The organism is Neisseria sp. Marseille-Q1983, assembly GCF_018224585.1.
Classification (GTDB): domain Bacteria; phylum Pseudomonadota; class Gammaproteobacteria; order Burkholderiales; family Neisseriaceae; genus Neisseria; species Neisseria polysaccharea.
The window spans coordinates 5,382-22,218 of record NZ_JAGTUI010000009.1 but is presented as its reverse complement, the minus strand read 5'-3'; the positions used below and the strand labels follow the sequence as shown (position 1 = coordinate 22,218).

The 16,837-nt window shown below is 52.3% G+C and carries 15 protein-coding genes and 1 pseudogene; 7 read left to right on the top strand and 9 right to left on the bottom strand.

What is annotated here, in order from left to right; genetic code table 11:
* Positions 1-533: 533 nt before the first annotated feature.
* Positions 534-2,042, top strand: coding sequence for a Ppx/GppA phosphatase family protein (locus tag KEM39_RS03310; protein WP_211709581.1), 1,509 nt, complete (start codon positions 534-536; stop codon positions 2,040-2,042).
* A gap of 208 nt (positions 2,043-2,250) precedes the next feature.
* Here KEM39_RS03310 and KEM39_RS03305 read toward each other — a convergent pair whose 3' ends face one another.
* The 3 genes from KEM39_RS03305 to trpS form a co-directional block, all read right to left on the bottom strand.
* On the bottom strand, positions 2,251-2,595 hold the full coding sequence (locus KEM39_RS03305) for an Ag473 family lipoprotein (RefSeq protein WP_003714486.1): 345 nt from the start codon (positions 2,593-2,595) through the stop codon (positions 2,251-2,253).
* Positions 2,596-2,912: 317 nt separating this feature from the next.
* Positions 2,913-3,458, bottom strand: a complete 546-nt coding sequence (locus KEM39_RS03300) for a hypothetical protein (RefSeq protein WP_211709580.1) — start codon at positions 3,456-3,458, stop codon at positions 2,913-2,915.
* Positions 3,459-3,538: 80 nt separating this feature from the next.
* Positions 3,539-4,549 carry a tryptophan--tRNA ligase gene (gene trpS, locus KEM39_RS03295; RefSeq protein WP_118997249.1) on the bottom strand — a complete coding sequence of 337 codons (1,011 nt, stop codon included), beginning with the start codon at positions 4,547-4,549 and terminating at the stop codon, positions 3,539-3,541.
* A 258-nt stretch (positions 4,550-4,807) separates the two neighbouring features.
* On the opposite strand from trpS, the gene clpB reads away from it, so the two are divergent.
* A complete protein-coding gene (gene clpB, locus KEM39_RS03290) occupies positions 4,808-7,381 on the top strand; it encodes an ATP-dependent chaperone ClpB (RefSeq protein ID WP_118997250.1) in 2,574 nt (857 codons plus the stop codon).
* 71 nt (positions 7,382-7,452) lie between these two features.
* Here clpB and KEM39_RS03285 read toward each other — a convergent pair whose 3' ends face one another.
* Together KEM39_RS03285 and KEM39_RS03280 are read right to left on the bottom strand one after the other, a co-directional pair.
* The gene (locus KEM39_RS03285; protein WP_118819189.1) at positions 7,453-8,667 is read right to left on the bottom strand and encodes a pyridoxal phosphate-dependent aminotransferase; all 1,215 of its coding nucleotides are present in this window, start codon (positions 8,665-8,667) and stop codon (positions 7,453-7,455) included.
* Between the two features lie 88 nt (positions 8,668-8,755).
* Entirely contained in the window at positions 8,756-8,965 is a 210-nt protein-coding gene (locus KEM39_RS03280) for a tautomerase family protein (RefSeq protein WP_003674694.1), read from the bottom strand.
* Between the two features lie 107 nt (positions 8,966-9,072).
* Here KEM39_RS03280 and KEM39_RS03275 point away from each other — a divergent pair.
* Positions 9,073-9,285 (top strand): annotated as a pseudogene (locus KEM39_RS03275) (hypothetical protein); the annotation flags it as partial.
* 30 nt (positions 9,286-9,315) lie between these two features.
* On the opposite strand, the gene KEM39_RS03270 reads toward KEM39_RS03275, so the two are convergent.
* On the bottom strand, positions 9,316-10,581 hold the full coding sequence (locus KEM39_RS03270; RefSeq protein WP_118997251.1) for a Glu/Leu/Phe/Val family dehydrogenase: 1,266 nt from the start codon (positions 10,579-10,581) through the stop codon (positions 9,316-9,318).
* Between the two features lie 407 nt (positions 10,582-10,988).
* Between KEM39_RS03270 and KEM39_RS03265 the strand changes: the two genes are divergently transcribed.
* The 4 genes from KEM39_RS03265 to KEM39_RS03250 all read left to right on the top strand — a co-directional run bounded on the left by KEM39_RS03265 (position 10,989) and on the right by KEM39_RS03250 (position 13,084).
* A complete protein-coding gene (locus KEM39_RS03265; RefSeq protein WP_118997252.1) occupies positions 10,989-11,696 on the top strand; it encodes a phosphoglycolate phosphatase in 708 nt (235 codons plus the stop codon).
* Between the two features lie 56 nt (positions 11,697-11,752).
* Positions 11,753-12,214 (top strand): recombination regulator RecX, encoded by a 462-nt coding sequence (gene recX, locus KEM39_RS03260; protein ID WP_118997253.1) that lies wholly within the window; start codon positions 11,753-11,755, stop codon positions 12,212-12,214.
* Between the two features lie 73 nt (positions 12,215-12,287).
* A complete protein-coding gene (locus KEM39_RS03255; RefSeq protein ID WP_025456733.1) occupies positions 12,288-12,449 on the top strand; it encodes a hypothetical protein in 162 nt (53 codons plus the stop codon).
* 152 nt (positions 12,450-12,601) lie between these two features.
* Positions 12,602-13,084 carry an acyl-CoA thioesterase gene (locus tag KEM39_RS03250; RefSeq protein ID WP_002255939.1) on the top strand — a complete coding sequence of 161 codons (483 nt, stop codon included), beginning with the start codon at positions 12,602-12,604 and terminating at the stop codon, positions 13,082-13,084.
* A gap of 206 nt (positions 13,085-13,290) precedes the next feature.
* Here the strand turns inward: KEM39_RS03250 and KEM39_RS03245 are convergent, their stop codons facing one another.
* The 3 genes from KEM39_RS03245 to KEM39_RS03235 all read right to left on the bottom strand — a co-directional run bounded on the left by KEM39_RS03245 (position 13,291) and on the right by KEM39_RS03235 (position 16,723).
* Positions 13,291-14,304: a peptidoglycan DD-metalloendopeptidase family protein gene (locus KEM39_RS03245; RefSeq protein ID WP_118997255.1), complete on the bottom strand. Its 1,014-nt coding sequence runs from the start codon at positions 14,302-14,304 to the stop codon at positions 13,291-13,293.
* A gap of 102 nt (positions 14,305-14,406) precedes the next feature.
* Positions 14,407-15,153 (bottom strand): 5'/3'-nucleotidase SurE, encoded by a 747-nt coding sequence (gene surE / locus KEM39_RS03240; protein WP_003710594.1) that lies wholly within the window; start codon positions 15,151-15,153, stop codon positions 14,407-14,409.
* A gap of 13 nt (positions 15,154-15,166) precedes the next feature.
* The gene (locus tag KEM39_RS03235) at positions 15,167-16,723 is read right to left on the bottom strand and encodes a TerC family protein (protein WP_003710595.1); all 1,557 of its coding nucleotides are present in this window, start codon (positions 16,721-16,723) and stop codon (positions 15,167-15,169) included.
* Between the last annotated feature and the right edge of the window lie 114 nt (positions 16,724-16,837).

Genomic DNA, 16,837 nt, shown 5'->3' with positions numbered 1-16,837 from the left:
CTCCAAAATTTAAAGTTTTACTATAGTAGAAATAAATATCAAAACTGAAAATATTACTGAAAATATTTTATATTGTTTAACTTTTCTTTTATACGAATTCGCCTTTGTTGAAATTAATTGATAATCAAACCAGCAAGAAATAATTCCATAATAAAACATTCCAATCCAATAATAAAATTCAGGCCTCTTAGAATTGGTAAAAATTTTAAATCCATAATCTCTTTCAAAAGTAGCTATTATACAAGTAAACAATATCACCAACCCTAAACAGTCCAACATAAAAATATAGTTTAATTTTTTGTTCATACAATATTTCCAATATTATTCTTTACTTGCAGTTATAAAATCTTGTATAAATTCAATAGAAACTGAATTATCATCAGATCTGACTTTGTTATTTTCCATATTGAGCCTCTCTTTAATTTCTCAAGTTCATTGAGAAGCTTAAGTGCATTTTCAATTGAATCGCTCATATATTGTCAATGCCTGCGCCGTCAGAGTAACATTGCGTTTTTCCCCCACCGGTATCCGCCATGACCACCAATCCCGCAAACGTCCTTGCCTCCGTCGATTTGGGTTCCAACAGTTTCCGCCTCCAAATTTGCGAAAACAACAACGGACAGTTGAAAGTCATCGATTCCTTCAAACAGATGGTGCGCTTCGCCGCCGGACTGGACGAACAGAAAAACCTCAGCACATCCTCGCAGGAACAGGCTTTAGACTGCCTGGCAAAATTCGGCGAACGTCTGCGCGGCTTCCGCCCCGAACAGGTACGCGCCGTGGCGACCAACACCTTCCGCGTCGCCAAAAACATCGCGGGCTTCCTGCCCCGTGCCGAAGCGGCATTAGGTTTCCCCATCGAAATCATCGCCGGACGCGAAGAGGCGCGGCTGATTTATACCGGCGTGATCCACACCCTCCCCCCGGGCGGCGGTAAAATGCTGGTTATCGACATCGGCGGCGGTTCGACAGAATTTGTCATCGGCTCGACGCTGAATCCCAACATTACCGAAAGCCTGCCCTTGGGCTGCGTTACCTACAGCCTGCGCTTCTTCCAAAACAAAATCACCGCCAAAGACTTCCAAGCCGCCATTTCCGCCGCCCGCAACGAAATCCAGCGCATCAGCAAAAATATGAGGCGCGAAGGTTGGGATTTCGCCGTCGGCACATCGGGTTCGGCAAAATCCATCCGTGATGTGCTTGCCGCCGAAATGCCCCAAGAGGCGGACATTACCTACAAAGGAATGCGCGCCCTCGCCGAACGCATCATCGAAGCCGGTTCGGTCAAAAAAGCCAAATTTGAAAACCTGAAACCGGAACGCATCGAAGTTTTTGCCGGCGGACTTGCTGTGATGATGGCGGCGTTTGAGGAAATGAAACTCGACAGGATGACCGTAACCGAAGCCGCCCTACGCGACGGCGTGTTTTACGATTTGATCGGGCGCGGTTTAAACGAAGATATGCGCGGACAAACGGTTGCCGAGTTCCAACACCGCTACCACGTCAGCCTCAATCAGGCGAAACGCACCGCCGAAACCGCGCAAACCTTTATGGACAGCCTCTGCCACGCCAAAAACGTTACAGTTCAAGAGCTTGCCTTGTGGCAACAGTATCTCGGACGCGCCGCTGCGCTGCATGAAATCGGTTTGGACATCGCCCACACCGGCTATCACAAGCATTCCGCCTACATCCTCGAAAACGCCGATATGCCGGGCTTTTCACGCAAAGAACAGACCATACTTGCCCAACTGGTCATCGGTCATCGCGGCGATATGAAAAAAATGGGCGGCATTATCGGCACCAACGAAATGTTGTGGTATGCCGTTTTGTCGCTGCGCCTTGCCGCCCTGTTCTGCCGTTCGCGTCAAGATCTGGGTTTCCCGAAAAATATGCAGTTGCGCACGGATACGGAAAGCCACGGCTTCATCCTGCGTATTGACAGTGAATGGCTGGAACACCACCCCCTGATTGCCGACGCATTGGAATATGAAAGCGTCCAATGGCAAAAAGTCAATATGCCGTTTAAAGTCGAGGCCGTCTGAACCTTGCGGGGCAAATGCCGTCTGAATGATGTTCAGACGGCATTTGCCTGTCCGCAACATCCCGATATGCGCGGCACATCCTCCCTGCACGGTCATGCAGGCGTAAAAAACAAGGGGCATATAACTCAAAAACCGCCTGAAAATCTTCAGGCGGTTTCATTTGGGTTGCCGGCAGGCGGCATCTCGTCATTTTTGCCAAAGCAACAAATTATTTGGCGGCGTCTTTCATTTTGTCTGCCGCTTCCTGAGTCGCATCGGCAGCTTTGTTCAAAGTGTCTTTAGCCGCTTCGCTTACCGCTTCTTTGGTTTCGGCTGCCGCGTCTTTGGCTTCAGTTACAGCTTCCCCGGCACTTGCCTTTGCATCAGCCGCAGCATCTTTGACTTGGTCTTTCGCTTCTTCGACGGCAGAAGCGGCAGATTCGGAGGCAGAAGCCGCAGCATCTTTAACATCGGATTCAACGGCTTGGGCCGCTTCTTTAGTCTCCTGTTTGGCTTCTTGCGAACAAGCTGCCAAGGCAGCCGCCATCATTGCGGCAATCAATAATTTTTTCATGTCTTATCCTTCTTGAGTTGTTGATTAAGGTTTTGCTTAAAAACCGGACCGTGCCTCATCAATCGGCTGATTTTGCCCATCGGCCGAAGAGAAAACGGTTTCCCGTTTAGTTAAAACCCATTATATTAAATATAAAGGTTTTTTCTCGAACAATAAGGCGGCATCAATGCCATATTGAAACACGTCCGAAAACTATTTTATGAAAACAGTTCGGAAAATTGTAACACATATCCCCCTCCTTTTGAGTTTCCCGACGGTGCGGACTTTTTCCTGCAGGGTTTGAAAAACCCAAATATATTCCGGGATGTCCGAATACCTCAATAATGGCGGCGGCGGAAATAAAACGCCCCCTCGCTGTCGATTTCCAGCACATAGCGTCCGTTCTGTACGGCGGCATAGCCGCTTTTGCCTGCCTGATAGGGTTGCAGGGAGGAATGCGAAACCAGGTAATCCGTCAGCTTCCCGCCGTCTTGCGCGACATTGTCCACCAGCTTGGCAAACAAGGTATGGCACACGCCGTTTTCCGCCCAGCCCGAAGGCGCGCCTTTGCCGTCGGTTTCCATACATTTGCCGCTGACGGCTTCCAAGTCGCCGGGATGCTTGCCTATCAGTCGGATAACGTTTTGTTCCGGCAAGCCTTTAATCGGATAGCTGATTTGTTTTTTGCCGTCGTTGGTTTTGCCTTCGCTGCTTTGTCCCAAAGCCAAACCGGCAATCGCCGTATTGTCGATGTATTTGACTTTGAAAACCGGTTTCGGCGCGCTTTGTACCGCGTTTTGCGGCTGTTCCGCCGTATTTTCGGATTTGCCGCAGGCGGCAAGCAGCAGGCAGCCGCCCAATACGGCAAAAGGTATTTTCAGCATTCCACACTCCTGATGGTTTCAAAATGCCGTCTGAAATGCCGTCTGAAACGCGGCAGGCGGAGGTTCGGACGGCATTGGGTTTATTTCAACGGACGGATGCCGACCGCATCGCGTACTTTATCTAATAATTCGCGCGCTTCTTTGCGCGCTTTGGCCGCGCCTGCCTGCAAAATCTCTTCGATTTGCGAAGGGTCGGCGGTCAATGCGTTGTAGCGTTCGCGCGGTTCGGCGAGTTCGGCGTTGATTTTCGCCGCCAAAAGTTTTTTTGCCTCGCCCCAAGCCAAGCCGTCGGCAAGCATTTTCGTAAATTCTGCCGTTTCAGACGGCGTGGAGAAGGCTTTGTAGATTTCAAACAAGGGGCTTTCATCGGGCTGTTTCGGCTCGCCCGGCTCTTTCATATTGGTGATGATTTTGTTGACCGATTTTTGGGTCTTTTTGTCGTTTTCCCAAAGCGGAATGGTGTTGCCGTAGGATTTGGACATTTTGCGTCCGTCCAAACCGACCAAGAGTTCGACGTTTTCGTCGATTTTCACTTCGGGCAGGGTGAAGAGTTCTCGGAAGCGGTGATTGAAGCGGCCGGCAATGTCGCGCGCCATTTCAACATGCTGGATCTGGTCGCGTCCGACGGGAACTTCGTTGGCGTTGAACATGAGGATGTCGGCAGTCATCAGAATCGGATAACTGAACAAACCCATTTCCACACCGAAATCAGGATCTTCCTGATTGTTTTCTGCATTTGCCTGCACGGCGGCTTTGTAGGCGTGTGCGCGGTTCATCAAACCCTTGGCGGTGATGCAGGTCAGAATCCAGTTCAATTCCATCACTTCGGGAATGTCGCTTTGGCGGTAGAAGGTGGTGCGCTCGGGGTCGAGTCCGCAGGCAAGCCAAGTGGCGGCAACGGCTTGGGTGGATTGGTGAATCATCTCCGGTTCGTGGCATTTGATGATGCCGTGGTAATCGGCGAGGAAGAGGAAGGATTCGGTATCGGGGTTTTGCGCCGCGCGGACGGCGGGGCGGATAGCACCGACGTAGTTGCCCAGATGCGGGATGCCGGTGGTGGTTACGCCGGTCAGAACTCGTTTTTTGCTCATAAAATGTCCTTACGGCATCAATGCCGTCTGAAAGGGAAAAGATGTGCCGATTATACCCGATTCACAATATTTGTTCAGACGGCATCGGACGTTTCCCTATTGGAGAGATTAAGTTATACACACAAATCAAAAAATTTATTTCAATCATATTCAACAAGATAAGCAATTAAATCTGAAAAGTTAAAATCTGACGCTTGAGTTATCCACAATTATGCACATATAGGCTTCGACAGCGGACATTTTGAAAAGGAAACAAAAATGCGATACGACAAATTAACCGCCAAATTCCAACAAGCCCTTGCAGAAGCTCAGAGTTTGGCGTTGGCTGCGGACAGCAGCTATCTGGAAGCGGGCTTTGTGTTGAAAGCCCTGCTTGACGACCAAAACAGCGGTGCTGCCGCGTTGCTGGCGCATTCGGGCGTGAACGTGCCACAGGTGAAACAGCGTTTGCAACAACATTTAAGCAGCCTGCCGAAAGTGTCCGGCCAGGGCGGCGACATTATGCCCAGCCGTGAATTGCAGGCGGTGTTGAACCTGATGGACAAAGCCGCAACCAAACGCGGCGATGCCTATATCGCCAGCGAACTTTTCCTGCTCGCCTTGGTGCAGCAGAACGATGCGACCGGCAAAATCTTGAAAGCAGCCGGTGCGACCGAACAAAACATCAATGCCGCGATTGACGCGGTACGAGGAGGACAAAACGTGAACGATGCCAATGCCGAAGACCAACGCGATGCGCTGAAAAAATACACGCTCGACCTGACCCAGCGCGCCCGCGACGGCAAACTTGACCCCGTTATCGGCCGCGACGACGAAATCCGCCGCGCGATTCAGGTATTGCAACGCCGCACCAAAAACAACCCCGTGCTGATTGGCGAACCGGGCGTGGGTAAAACCGCCATCGTCGAAGGCTTGGCGCAACGCATTGTCAACGGCGAAGTGCCTGAATCCTTGCGCAACAAACGCCTGCTGGTTTTGGATTTGGCGGCATTGATTGCCGGCGCGAAATACCGCGGCGAATTTGAAGAACGCTTGAAAGGCGTGTTGAACGACTTGGCGAAAGACGACGGCAACACCCTGATTTTCATCGATGAAATCCATACTTTGGTCGGCGCGGGCAAAACCGATGGCGCAATGGACGCGGGCAATATGTTGAAACCGGCTTTGGCACGCGGCGAACTGCACTGTATCGGCGCGACCACTTTGGACGAATACCGCCAATACATCGAAAAAGACGCGGCACTCGAACGCCGTTTCCAAAAAGTATTGGTTGGCGAGCCAAGTGTAGAAGATACCATCGCTATTTTGCGCGGTTTGCAGGAGCGTTACGAAATCCACCACGGCATCGACATCACCGACCCCGCCATCGTTGCCGCCGCAGAGTTGAGCGACCGCTACATCACCGACCGCTTCCTACCCGATAAAGCGATTGATTTGATCGACGAAGCAGCCAGCCGCATCAAAATGGAGTTGGACAGCAAACCTGAACAAATGGATAAACTTGACCGCCGCATTATCCAGCTCAAAATGGAAAAAATGCACGTTGCCAAAGAGAGCGACGATGCCAGCAAAAAACGTTTGGAACTGATAGACGAAGAAATCGACGGTTTGCAAAAAGAATACGCCGATTTGGACGAAATCTGGAAAGCAGAAAAAGCCGCCTCGTCCAGCACCGCCGACATCAAAAAACAGATGGACGACATCAAAGTCAAAATCGAACAAGCCAAACGCCAAGGCGATTTTGCCCGTGCGTCCGAACTCGAATACGGTGAGTTGCCGAAATTGGGCGCACAGTTGCAAGCTGCGGAAAGTAACCCCGACGGCAAAAAACAAAACAAACTTTTCCGCACCGAAGTCGGCGCGGACGAAGTGGCTGAAATCGTATCGCGCATGACCGGCATCCCCGTGTCCAAAATGATGGAAGGCGAACGCGATAAATTGCTGAAAATGGAAGAAGTGTTGCACCGCCGCGTAGTCGGTCAAGACGAAGCCGTGCGCGCCGTGTCCGACGCCATCCGCCGCAGCCGTTCCGGCCTTGCCGATCCAAACAAGCCTTACGGCAGCTTCCTGTTCCTAGGCCCGACCGGTGTGGGTAAAACCGAATTGTGTAAGGCATTGGCAGGCTTCCTGTTTGACAGTGAAGATCATCTGATTCGTATCGATATGTCCGAATATATGGAAAAACACGCCGTTGCCCGCTTAATCGGCGCGCCTCCGGGCTATGTCGGCTACGAAGAAGGCGGCTACCTGACTGAGCAAGTCCGCCGCAAACCGTACAGCGTGATTCTTTTGGACGAAGTGGAAAAAGCCCATCCCGACGTGTTCAATATCCTGCTGCAAGTTTTGGATGACGGTCGTTTGACCGACGGACAAGGCAGGACGGTAGATTTTAAAAACACCGTGATTGTGATGACTTCCAACATTGGCAGCCAGCACATCCAACAAATGGGCACGCAGGACTACGAAGCCGTGAAAGAAGTTGTGATGGAGGATGTGAAAGAGCATTTCCGTCCTGAAATGATCAACCGTATCGACGAAGTGGTCGTGTTCCACGGTTTGGATCAGGCTAATATCCGCAGCATTGCGAAAATCCAGCTCAAAGGCTTGGAAAAACGTTTGGAAAAACAAAACCTGCGCCTGACTGTTTCCGATGCCGCTCTGGACATCATCGCCAAAGCCGGTTTCGACCCGATTTACGGCGCGCGCCCGCTCAAACGCGCGATCCAGTCGGAAATCGAAAACCCGCTGGCAAAAGCCCTGCTTGCCGGAAACTATGCGCCCGAAAGCGAAATCAGGGTGGAAGCCGACGGCGACAGACTGAAATTTGCCTGATTCGTTCCTGCTGTTGAAAATGCCGTCTGAAACGGGAATCTCCGTTTCAGACGGCATTTTTTATCAGAATCCTACTGATGGTAGGTTTGCAGGAATCTTGCCAGCCTGCCCATCGCCTCTTCAATCTGATGGACGTAAGGCAGCGTGACAATGCGGAAATGGTCGGGTTTAATCCAATTAAACCCCGTTCCCTGTACCAGTAAGACTTTTTCGCGCACCAGCAAATCGTAAACGAATTTCATATCATCGTGGATACGGTACATTTCGGTATCGATTTTTGGAAACATATACATCGCACCCATCGGTTTGACGCAGGATACGCCGGGTATCTGGTTGACCAATTCCCACGCCCTGTTGCGCTGTTCCAAAAGCCGTCCTCCGGGCAAAATGAATTCGTTGATGCTCTGATAGCCGCCCAATGCCGTCTGAATCGCGTGCTGCATCGGCGTATTGGCACACAAGCGCATGGACGAGAGCATATCCAAACCCTCGATGTAACCTTTTGCATGATGTTTCGGCCCGTTGAGCACCATCCAGCCTTGGCGGAATCCGGCGACGCGGTAGGCTTTGGACAAACCGTTGAACGTTACCGTCAAAAGGTCGGGGGCAAGCGCGGCAATATGATGGTGAACCGCGCCGTCGTAGAGGATTTTGTCGTAAATCTCGTCGGCGAAAATAATCAAACCGTGCTTGCGCGCTAGTTCGGCGATTTCCAGCAGGATTTCCCTGCTGTACACCGCGCCTGTCGGGTTATTGGGGTTGATGACGACGAGGGCTTTGGTTTTGGGCGTGATTTTGGCTTCCATATCGGCAAGGTTGGGAAACCAGCCGTTTTCTTCGTCGCACAGATAATGGCGTACCGTACCGCCCGCAAGCGTTGCCGCCGCCGTCCACAAAGGGTAGTCGGGCGCGGGAATCAGGATTTCGTCGCCGTCATTCAACAACGCCTGCATAGACATCGTAATCAGCTCGGACACGCCGTTGCCGATATAGACATCGTTTACCGTAATATCGCGCAAACCTTTGGTCTGATAGTAGTGAACAATGGCTTTACGGGCAGAATACAGCCCTTTGGAATCGCAATAGCCTTGCGAAGTCGGCAGGTTGCGGATGACATCGACCAAGATTTCATCAGGGGCTTCAAAGCCGAACGGCGCAGGGTTGCCGATATTGAGCTTAAGGATTTTATTGCCCTCCTCTTCCAACTGAAGGGCTTTTTTGTGAACCGGCCCGCGTATGTCGTAGCAGACGTGGTCGAGCTTTGCAGACTTGGGAAACTTATCCATAATGTGTTCCGTAAATTTTGGGCAATGGGTGGGAATGTACTCTTTTTCACGCGGAATTTAAAGCATCAGGGCAGGGTTTTCAGGCTTTTTACCTGCCCTCTTTGCGCCGTTCGCTGACGCTTTTGCCGCCTATGCCCCAGTTATCGGTATCCACTTCGTCAATCACGACAACCGTTGTCTCGGGATTTTTACCCAATACACGACCCAACAATTCCGTTACACCTTGTATCAGCTCCGCCTTCTGCTCCGTACTCGGCGCTTCCTTACCACCGGTTACTTTAATATTGACATAGGGCATCTTTTCTCTCCATTCAAAAATTTTGCCATCTTATCAGACAAGCCCGTTACACCCAACCGGCTTTTTCATTTCTCAAAAACCATATATCAGACAATAATTTATTTATCAGCACCGAAGCACAGGCTTTCTCCGACAGCACAGACGGCAAAGGCGAAGTAGACATCATCCCCTTGCGCCAAGGCTTCCGGAAAGCCAGTGTCGAACACAAAGCCGACTTCCCCGATCAAAGCGTGTGCCAAAAACAGGCGAACTACTCGACTTTAACCTTCCAAATCGGCCATTCTCACCATTCATTCCGCCCGCACAAAAATGCCGTCTGAAGGCTTCAGACGGCATCCTTTGTTCAAACATCAATACCAGCCGCGCAGCTTCATCGCTTTTTCAACACGGCGGATACTCATCATGTAAGAAGCGGTACGCAGGTCGACATCATACTCTTGAGCCAAGTTCCAAATATCACGGAACGCACGGCGCAGGACGACGGTTTCTTTTTCCTGAACTTCGTCAAACTCCCAATAATAGCCTTGCAGGTTTTGCACCCACTCGAAATAGGAAACGACCACGCCGCCGCAGTTCGCCAAAATATCGGGCACGACCAATACGCCGTTTTGACGCAGGATAACGTCGGCTTCGGGCGTAGTCGGGCCGTTTGCGCCTTCGACCACGATTTTCGCGCGGACTTTACCGGCGTTTTCAGAAGTCAGTTGGTTTTCCAGCGCGCAAGGGGCGAGTACGTCCACATCCAAAGCCAAAAGTTCGGCGTTGGTAATTTCTTTGCCGTAACCGGCTTCGTTGGTGATGAAGCCTTTTTCTTGGAACTCTTTAAACAAAGCTTCCATATCCAAGCCGTTTTCGTTGTAAATGGCAACGTCAACAGTAGATACGGCAACGACTTTCGCGCCGGATTGATGCGCGTAATAACCTGTGTGATAGCCCACATTGCCGAAGCCTTGAATGGCGTAAGTGGCACCTTTCACGTCCTTGCCCAGTTTTTCCAAAGCTTGGACGGCGGCGAAGTTCACGCCGTAACCGGTGGCTTCGGTACGCGCCAAAGAGCCGCCGAACTCGACCGGTTTGCCGGTAAATACGCCCGGTGCAGAATGTTTCACCACGTTTTCATAGGCATCCACCATCCAAGACATGATTTTGCCGTTGGTGTTCACATCAGGTGCGGGAATATCGATTTTTTCGCCGATCAACGGAGAAATGGCTTCGGAATAAGCGCGTGCGATGCGTTCCAGTTCCGCTTCGGAATAATCGCGCGGATCCAAGGTAACGCCGCCTTTGCCACCGCCGTAAGGAATACCGGCCACGCAGCATTTGATGGTCATCCAAATCGACAGGGCTTTGACTTCGTCCAGATTCACACCGGGATGGAAGCGCACGCCGCCTTTATAGGGGCCGACGGCGTTGTTGTGTTGCGAACGGTAGCCCGTGAAGGTTTTGACCGTGCCGTCGTCGAGTTTGACGGGGAAATTGACTTCCAACACGCGGGTCGGACTCTTCAGGATTTCATAAACGGCCGGATCGGTTTTCAGCCGGTCGCAGGCGGTTTTGACCTGTTTTCGCGCGATTTCAAACGGATTGAGGGTTTCTTTTGCAACGGCATCAGACATTTTGCTTCCTTTTCACAAAAAGATTTTCAGGGGCGTGCATTTCGCTCATTACTATAACCAATTTCCCGACAAAATGTAATAGCGTGTAGTCGGCGCAGGCGCGATTTGATTAATCTATATATGATTTTATTTTTCAAACCGCACGGAATCGGCCCGGACACCGCCTGAGAAAATCAAGCTCCGCGTCCGAAAAGCAAATGTCCAATTAAATAAAGATATAAGAATTCTTTTATTTTTTAAAAATTTAATTGGAACATCGCCGGGATTTCAAACCATTGCCCGATTCTGCCCCGAAATCCGGAAACACCGCCTGCAAAACCTGTTGCGATTGTTAACAATCCATACATTAGAAGCCCTGTGCAAACGATGTTAAAATAAACCCTTTCAACCCGACAGGAAACCGGATTATGAATGCAGCCATCGAACACGTCCAAGCCGTCGCCTTCGATTTGGACGGCACACTGTGCGATTCCGTCCCCGACCTTGCCGCCGCAGCAGAAGCGATGTTGGAACAGCTCGGTATGAAACCGCTCCCCGCCAAAGTGGTAGAAAGTTACGTCGGCGACGGCATCGGCAAACTGGTTCACCGCGTCCTCACCAACGACCGCGACCGCGAAGCCGATTCCGAACTGTGGGAAAAAGGTTTCGTGTCCTATATGAAATACTACCGCGACCACTTAAGCGTCTTCACCCGCCCCTATCCCGAAACCGAAGCCGGACTGGCATTGCTCAAATCTTTGGGCATCCCGCTGGCAGTCGTTACCAACAAAAACGAAATCCTTGCCGCCGAACTGTTGAAGCAGCTCGGACTTGCCGACTACTTCAGCCTGATACTCGGCGGCGACAGCCTGCCCGAGAAAAAACCCAGCCCGCTGCCGCTGCGGCACGCCGCCGAAGTTTTGGGCATCGATGCCGCCAATATGCTTATGGTCGGCGACTCGCGCAACGACATCATCGCCGCCAAAGCCGCCGGCTGCCTGAGCGTCGGCGTTACCTTCGGTTACGGCGATATGACGCTGCTCTCGCAAGACGATGCGACCCGTCCCGACTGGATTATCGGCTCGCTGCCCGAAATTTACGAAAACCTGCAACCGCAGAAAAATAAAGAAGAGTAGGCATTCGGACGGCACGCTGTGCCGTCTGAAACCTGCCGCACGCCGAAACCGCCGCCATGAAACCCCAAAAATCACTCCGCGCCCGCGCAATGGACATCCTCTCACGCCAAGAAGTCAGCCGCCTCGGTCTGAAGCGCAAACTTGCACCGCACGCCGAAAGCGAAGAGGAGTTGGAAAATGTGTTAAACGAATTTGCCGAACGCAACTGGCAGTCGGATTTGCGCTACGCCGAAGCCTATATCCGCAGCAAAAGCCGCAAACACGGCTCCCTGCGCCTGAAACAAGCCTTGGCTCAACAGGGCATAGATGAAGAAACCAGCCGCAACCTGCTTCCCGACCGCTCAAGCGAAAAACAGGCCGCCATAGCCGTGTTGCGTAAAAAGTTCAAACAGCCCGCCGCCGACCTTAAAGAAAAACAAAAACAGGCACGTTTCCTCGCCTATCGCGGATTCGATGCCGATACCGTTCAGACGGCATTGAAACACGCTTGGGACGAAAATTGGGAAGACGGCTACTGACCTTCCTTCTTGAATCTTTTTGCACGGCAGCGTAACCTTACGCCCGTTTCCAACTTTTCCGATTGAGAACAAAATGTCCGGACAACCCGAAAAACACCACACCTCCCCCATCGAAGACGAACGCAAAAACCCGGTTTACCGTATGGGACGGGCGGTTGCCGGATTCATGCTCGCCGTTTGGGCGGGCGTGCTGGCACTCGTGTTTTTCTTGGTTTTCCGTTTTTGGCTTTCCTGAACAAAATGCCGTCTGAAGGCTTCAGACGGCATCGGCGGCCCATTTCTGCAGACTATCCCGCCATAGCTTTTTTTAGCTTGAATTCCACTTTCCCATTCCCTAAAATTTTTCCACACCCATTTCAAAATACCCTTTCTTAAAACAGGTACACTATGACACAACAACGCCAACTGCCTTCGCACGAACTCATTATGTCCGAACTGATGATGCCGGACACCGCCAATTTCAGCGGCAACGTACACGGCGGCGAACTCCTGCTCCTGCTCGACCAAGTCGCCTATTCCTGCGCCAGCCGTTACAGCGGCAATTATTGCGTTACCCTGTCGGTTGACAAAGTCCTGTTTAAAGAACCCATCCACATCGGCGATTTGGTTACCTTTTACGCCGCTGTCAACTACACGGGACGCACCTCGATGGAAATCGGCATCCGTGTCGAAGCACAAAACATCCGCACCGGCGAAATCCGCCATACCAACAGCTGCTACTTCACGATGGTTGCGGTCAAAGACGGCAAACCCGTTCCCGTACCGCCACTGGAAATCCTGACCGACCGTCAACGCTGCCGCTACGAAAAAGCCAAAAAACGTAAAAACATCAGCCTGCAAGCCTCCGGAGACGTGTCCTGCGGCTGCTGATGGCGGACTATGCCGTCTGAAAGACAGGCACATCGCGTCATCCGTTTCTACTGCAAACGGATGAAATCAAGCAAATACCCAAACACAGTCAAACAAATTTATATGCCCCGTCCCTTCCGAATGATTTGAAAACACAGCCGCCAAAAACAAAAATGCCGTCTGAAAACCTTTCAGACGGCATTTCCAACTTGATTCCAAGCAGAAAGTCAGAACGCGATATAGCTGTTCGGGTTAACCGGTTTGCCGTTTTGCCGCACCTCGAAATGAAGCTGCGTTCTGGAAGCGTCGGTATTGCCCATCAAAGCAACCTGCTGACCGCGTTTGACCTGCTGCCCCTCGCCGACCAGCAATTTTTGGTTGTGCCCGTATGCGGTCAGGAAGGAAGAATTATGCTGGATGATGACCAAGTTTCCGTATCCCCTCAAACCTGAACCGGCATAAACCACTTTGCCGTCAGCCGCCGCCAAAACGGGCTGTCCGGCATTACCGGCAATATCAACACCCTTGTTGTTGCCGCCGAAATCGGCAACCACTTTACCTTGCGTCGGACGCTGCCAAACAATGCCGCCGACCGAACGCGTGCCGGAAGGCGAAGCGGCAGGAGATTGCAGGGCGGGCGCGGGCGCGGGAACCGCTTTATTTTCCGCAGCGGGCGCGGCAGGTTGCGGCGCGGACTGCACAGGCAGTTGCGCGGCGGGTTTCACAGGGGTTTGCACGGCAGCCGGTACGGCAGGCCTGCTTTCTACGGCTGCGGTTTTCGGTGCGGCATATCCTGCCGGTTTGACTTTAACAATCTGACCGATGCTCAACGTATTGTCGGTCATGCCGTTCCACGCACGGAAATCGTCTTGAGAGATATGGTAGCGTTTGGAAATGTTGTACACCGTGTCGCCGCGCACAATAGTATGCGTCGCCGCGTTGATGTCGACGGGTGCGTAAGAAGGAACATATGTACCCGAAACGGCAGGTGCAGACGGCGGAACATAAGCAGGAGGCGTGTAAACCGGCGCAGTTTGCACGGGCGGCACATACGGCGCATCGTTGGCGGCAGGAGCGGCATTGTACGGCGTTGCGCCATAGGGGTTGTAAACCGGCGCAGACGGTACGGTCTGCATACCTGAATTGCCTGCAATGACAGGAGCAGGCTGTTGGGTGGCGCAACCGCCCAACAGAGCGGCAACGGCGGTACAAGCTGCCAAAAGTGTCGTTTGTTTCAACATAAGATAACCTTCATGTTCCGATATATAGCCTGAATGCGGTATATCATAATAAAAATGCGCGTTCTTCTCAAGCGCAAAGCCCGACGGTATTTGATAAAACGGTCAGTCCGTATGCCAGAACGCCGCCGTTTCCGCCATGTCCGGATAGGCGGTCAGGTCGATTTGCAGCGGCGTTACGGTAATGAAACCTGCTCCGCATTCACCGAAATCCGTCCCCTCTTCCCGATCGGAAACTTCGCCGACCGGCCCTATCCAATAAATCTGTTCGCCGCGCGGATTGCGCGCGGGGATGACGTTCTGACCGTGATGCCTCCTGCCCAAACGGGCGATTTTAATGCCCCGCACATCTTCCTGCGCGACGGCGGGGATATTGATGTTCCACAAAATGGGGGACTGCGGGGGGGTTTTGAAAAAATGCGCCAACAATGTCCACAGTGCCTTTTCTGCGGTCGCCCAATAGCGTCCGGAAGCGTCGTTTAAGGAAAACGCCACGGCGGGTATGCCCATAAGGTAGGCTTCGGTTGCCGCCGCAACCGTCCCCGAATAAAGCGTGTCGTCCCCCATATTCGCGCCCCGGTTAATGCCCGAAAAGACAAAATCGGCCTGAAAATCCGAAAATACAGACTGCCCGATGTGGATACAGTCGGTCGGCGTGCCGTTGACATAGTAGAACCCGTTTTGCGCCTGTTTCAACTGCAAAGGGCGTTCCAGCGTCAGCGAATTGCTGACCCCGCTCCTGTCGCGTTCGGGCGCAACCACTCTGACGTTGGCAAATTCCGCCGTAACGCGCGCCAAAACGGCAATGCCTTCGGAGAGGTAGCCGTCGTCGTTGGAAATCAAAACATTCATTTCTTATCCTGAATCATTCTTCGGACAGCCTGGTAATCCTGACCCGTTCGATGCGCTGCCCTTCTTTTTCGAGCACTTCAAACCGCCAACCGTGAAAATCGGCAAAATCGCCGACATCGGGGATGGTTTGCAATTCTTCCATAATCAGCCCGGCAACGGTATGGAAATCGGTATCTTCCTCCTGCTGCGGCAGATTGAGTTGGGATGCCAGCTCCACATATTCCAACGCGCCTTCCACCGTCAGGCTTTCATCGGGATTCCCCTGAACGGCGGGTTCTTCTTCGCGCTCGAATTCTTCGGGAAAGTCGCCGGCAATGGCTTCCAGCAGGTCTTTCATCGTTACCATACCCAACACCGCGCCGAACTCGTCCACCACCAAAGCGTAATCCGCACTGCTTTGGCGGAAGAGCTCGATTGCCCCCAGCGCAGTGGTACTGTCGGGCAAAACGAGCGGCTGGCGCAATGCCGTCTGAATGTCGAGACCGCCTGTTTCCAGCAGTTGGGCGAGCAGGTCTTTCTTGTTGATGTAGCCCAAAGGTTCGTCCACGCCCGCCTTTCCGACAACAAGCAGGCGGCTGTAAGGCGTATTTTGCAGTTGGGCATACTGTTCTTCGCGGCTTTGGGAAATGTCCAGCCGTTCGATGTCGCGGCGGGGGATCATCACCCCCATAATCGGACGCTCGGCAAGCGTCAATACGCTGCGTATCATCGATTTTTCGTTTTCTTCAAAATGTGCGTCGTCCCCGGATTCGCCGCCCGCGTCGGCAAGCACGCTTTCGCGTATGCCCATCATACCCAAGACGTTTTCGGCGGTGCGCTTGCGCCACGAGCTGCCGATGTAGTCGTTTTTGCGGCTGTTGCGCTGGGAAATCTGGTTAAACAGTTCGATTAAAATCGAGAAGCCGATGGCGGCGTAGAGGTAGCCTTTGGGAATGTGGAAATGGAAGGCTTCGGCAATCAGGCTGAAACCGATCATCAGCAGAAAACCCAGGCAGAGCATCACGACGGTGGGATGCCTGTCGACAAATTCGGTCAAGAGTTTGCTGGCGGAAATCATTACAGCCATCGCAACAACCACCGCACCCATCGCCACAACAATGTGATCGACCATCGCCACGGCGGTGATGACCGAATCGATGGAAAACACGGCATCCAGTATCAGGATTTGCGCGACCACACCCCAAAACGGCGCGTGTTTTTTCCGGCTGTCGGCAACGGTAAAACGGTTATGCCCTTCAAGGCGTTCATGCAGTTCGGTGGTGGCTTTGTACAGCAGGAAAATACCGCCCGCGAGCATAATCATGTCCTTGCCGGAAACGGCGAGGCCGCCGATTTGAAACAGCGGCTCGGTCAGCGTGATGATGTGCGCCATAAAGGCAAGCATAATGATGCGGATGACGACTGCCAGCCCCAGCCCGGTAATCCGTGCGCGGTCGCGCCGTGCGGGCTGGACCTTGTTTGCCAAAATCGCCACAAAGACAAGGTTGTCTATCCCCAACACGACTTCCAACACCAAAAGCGTGGCAAAACCTATCCAAGTATGCGGTTCTGCCAACCAACTGAAATCCATGATTTTCGTATTCCTCAAGTTCAAACGCAAAAAGGCAGCCTGAAACGCTCAAGCTGCCTGAACAGACGGTACGCACAAAAAACGGCGGGCGGGCTTACTGCTCTGCTCGGGGTC